This is a genomic window from Fibrobacterota bacterium (assembly GCA_019509785.1).
GTDB lineage: Bacteria > Fibrobacterota > Fibrobacteria > UBA11236 > UBA11236 > Chersky-265.
Map to the genome: position 1 here is coordinate 1 of JAEKLQ010000101.1, position 3,068 is coordinate 3,068.

General features: G+C 66.8%; 2 protein-coding genes. One reads left to right on the forward strand and one right to left on the reverse strand.

Going from position 1 to position 3,068, the window contains the following annotated elements; translation table 11 throughout:
- A partial coding sequence (locus tag JF616_22875) for an EAL domain-containing protein (protein MBW8890607.1) occupies positions 1 to 2,301 on the reverse strand: 2,301 nt, incomplete at its 3' end.
- A gap of 348 nt (positions 2,302 to 2,649) precedes the next feature.
- On the opposite strand from JF616_22875, the gene JF616_22880 reads away from it, so the two are divergent.
- Positions 2,650 to 3,068, forward strand: a 419-nt coding sequence (locus JF616_22880) for a D-alanyl-D-alanine carboxypeptidase family protein (GenBank protein MBW8890608.1), incomplete at its 3' end; no start/stop codon positions are given.

Below are 3,068 nucleotides of genomic sequence, written 5' to 3' on the forward strand. Positions count from 1 at the left end.
GATCAGCCCGGCGAATGCGGGGCCCGTTTCCTGCTGACGGGCCAGCAGCAGTCGCATCTCCTCGAGCGTCACCGGTTCGCCGAACAGCTTGCCCTGGCCGAATCCGCAGTGATGACGGCGCAGGAAGTTCAGGTGGCCGAGCGATTCGACGCCCTCGGCGATGACGTGCATCTTGAGGCTGCGCCCCATCTCGATGACGGTGCGCACGATGGTCGCGTCGCTCTCGTCGTCATCGACGTCGCGCACGAACGACTGGTCGATCTTGAGCGTGCCGATCGGGAACTGCTGCAAAGCCGACAGCGACGAATAGCCGGTGCCGAAGTCGTCGATGGAAAGATGCAGGCCCATCGCGTACAGCTCGTCGAGCAGGTGCAGCGTGCGCTTGCTGTCGGCCATCAGCGTGGTCTCGGTGATCTCGAGCTCGAAGCACGTCGGGCTCACGCCGTGTTTGCGGAACACGGAACGGAAGCGAAGGATGAAGCTCGCCTGGCGCAGCTGCTTGAGCGAGAGATTCAGCGAGATGCGGCCGGGCGTCGTCACCGTCTGCTGCAGCTCGCGGTAGTCCCGGCACACGCGGTTCAATACCCATTCACCAACCTCGAGGATGAGGTTGGTCTCTTCCGCGAGCGGAATGAACAGCGACGGCGGGATGTCCCCGTGGCCCGGCAGCCGCCAGCGCAACAGCGCTTCGGCGCCGATGATGCGGCCGTCGCGCAGGTCGACCTTGGGCTGGTAATGCACGACGAACTCGTCGCGCTCGAGCGAGCGACGGAGCTTGCTCTTGAGCATCAATCGCTCGACGGCAGCCGCGTTCATCTCGGGTGAATAGAACGCGAAGGAATTCCCGCCGTTCTGCTTCGAGTGATACATCGCCGCGTCGGCGTTGCGGATCAGGTCGATGACGTTCTCGGCATCGCGCGGACAGAATGCGACGCCGATCGATGCCGTGAGGAATACCTCGTGCTCCTGCAGCTGGAACGCGCGGCCGATTTCGGCGAGCACGCTGCGCGCGAGCTGCGCGACCGTGCCGCGATTGTCGGCGTCGGACGCGAGGTCGTCGACGAACACGGCGAACTCGTCGCCTGCGAGGCGGCCGATCACCGTCTCCGGCGGCAACGCGCGCGTCAGGCGCTCGGTGAGGATCTCGAGCGTGCGGTCGCCGGCGGCGTGACCGAACGTGTCGTTGATCTCCTTGAAACGGTCCATGTCCAGGTACAGCAGTGCCAGCGACGTCTTGTTGCGCAATGCGCGTGCGATCGCCTGCTGCAGCAGGTGCTGGAACTGCATGCGGTTCGGCACCTTCGTCAGCGCGTCGTAGCGCGCGAGGTAGCGGATGCGCCGTTCGGCGCGCTTCCGCTCCGTGACGTTGCGCACGACGAAGATGGTGCCCTGGTATTGCGGATCGTCGGTGGAAATCTGCGAGCCGGTGATCGCCACCGGGATCGTCTGGCCGTGCCGCGTCTTCACCACGGTCTCGCGGGTGTCCGAGGACGCGCGCAGCATGTCGAACTCGGTGCGCTCGCGTTCGTCGAGGATCGAGACGATGCCGCGGCCGACGAGCTCGTCCTCGCCCCAGGCGAGTAGTTTGCAGGCCGACTGGTTGGCCATGCGGATCACGCCGTCGGGCGAGGTCACGAACACCGCGTCGGTCATGCTGCCGAGCACGTTCGTCAGGTAGTTCTTGTTGATCGTCGTCTGGCGCAGCTTCTGGCGCATGCGTTCCAGTGCCGCCTGCAGCTCGCCGAGCTCGTCCCGGCGACCGACTTCGAGCGGGCGCGAGTAGTCGCCCTGAGCGATTCGATCGGCGCTCTTGATGAGCGACGTGATCGGCTGTTTCACGCGGCGGCCAGCCCACCACGCGAGCGGGAAGCCAACCAGCAGCGCCGTCGCGCAGAACACGCCCGTGAGGATCAGCGCCTTGCGCAGCTGGCGGCGCTGCATCGAGTCGAACTGGTTGCGCGACGCAGCCGCCTCGGGAGATGCCTCGATCGAGCGGAGCTCGACCTCGACTTCGCCGATCGTGGTCGGCGTCTCGATGCCAGGCATCGTCTGGACGTTCGCGCGCACCGGGCTGACGGTGCTGCGCGTGATGGTGTCGGTGCCGGCGCGTGGTCGTCGCCAGGCGTAGAACGGATTGCCGGAGACGTCGCGGAGCACGACACCCATGAAGGTGTCGTCGCGTTTGAAATCTTCCAGTGCGGCGATGATCGCCGCGCGGTCGCCGCGCAGCATCGGATCGCCGACGCGTTCCGAAACGTGGCGCGCGATGTCGCCGGCGCGCAGCGCGAGCTCGCCGAGCACGCGATCACGCGCGTCGGCCGCGGCGGAATCCAGCAGCGCAACGTGCTGCGCGCGGCGGAATCCAGCAGCGCAACGTGCTGCGCACGATTTTCGTAGACCATCACGGCGCCGACGGCCAGGGAGGCCAGCAGGGCCGCGACAATGGCGACGGTGATGTATTTGCTCTTGAAGGTGACGTTCACAGATCGGTCGAACCCGTCCCCGGTCAGGGTCTTGTCGTTTTCACGCATCTTACCTGCCCGCTTTCAGGCTGGGCCACCGGCGCACCTTGGGGAGAGCACCGCGATGTCGACTAGGTCCGCAAGTCCCTCGGCCGGAGTAGGTGTCCGCCTGCGCTACCATGCCGCCATGCGCCAACCCGCTGAATTCACGCTGGAAGAGGTCACCGGCCAGAGCCGTGGCCACCTGCGCGAGGTCGAGCACCTCCCCGCCCCGGCGCGCTGTTTCCTGCATCGCGACGTGGTTGGCCCGTATCTCGCGATGCGGGCGGCGGCCGCGATCGATGGCATCGACCTGGTGGCCTTCTCCGGCTTCCGGGATTTCGAGCGCCAGTTGGCCATCTGGAACGGCAAATTCCGGGGTGAACGGCCGGTCCAGGACCGAGCCGGCCAACCGTTCGACATCCGCACGCGGTCGCCGCGCAGCATCGGATCGCCGACGCGTTCCGAAACGTGGCGCGCGATGTCGCCGGCGCGCAGCGCGAGCTCGCCGAGCACGCGATCACGCGCGTCGGCCGCGGCGGAATCCAGCAGCGCAACGTGCTGCGC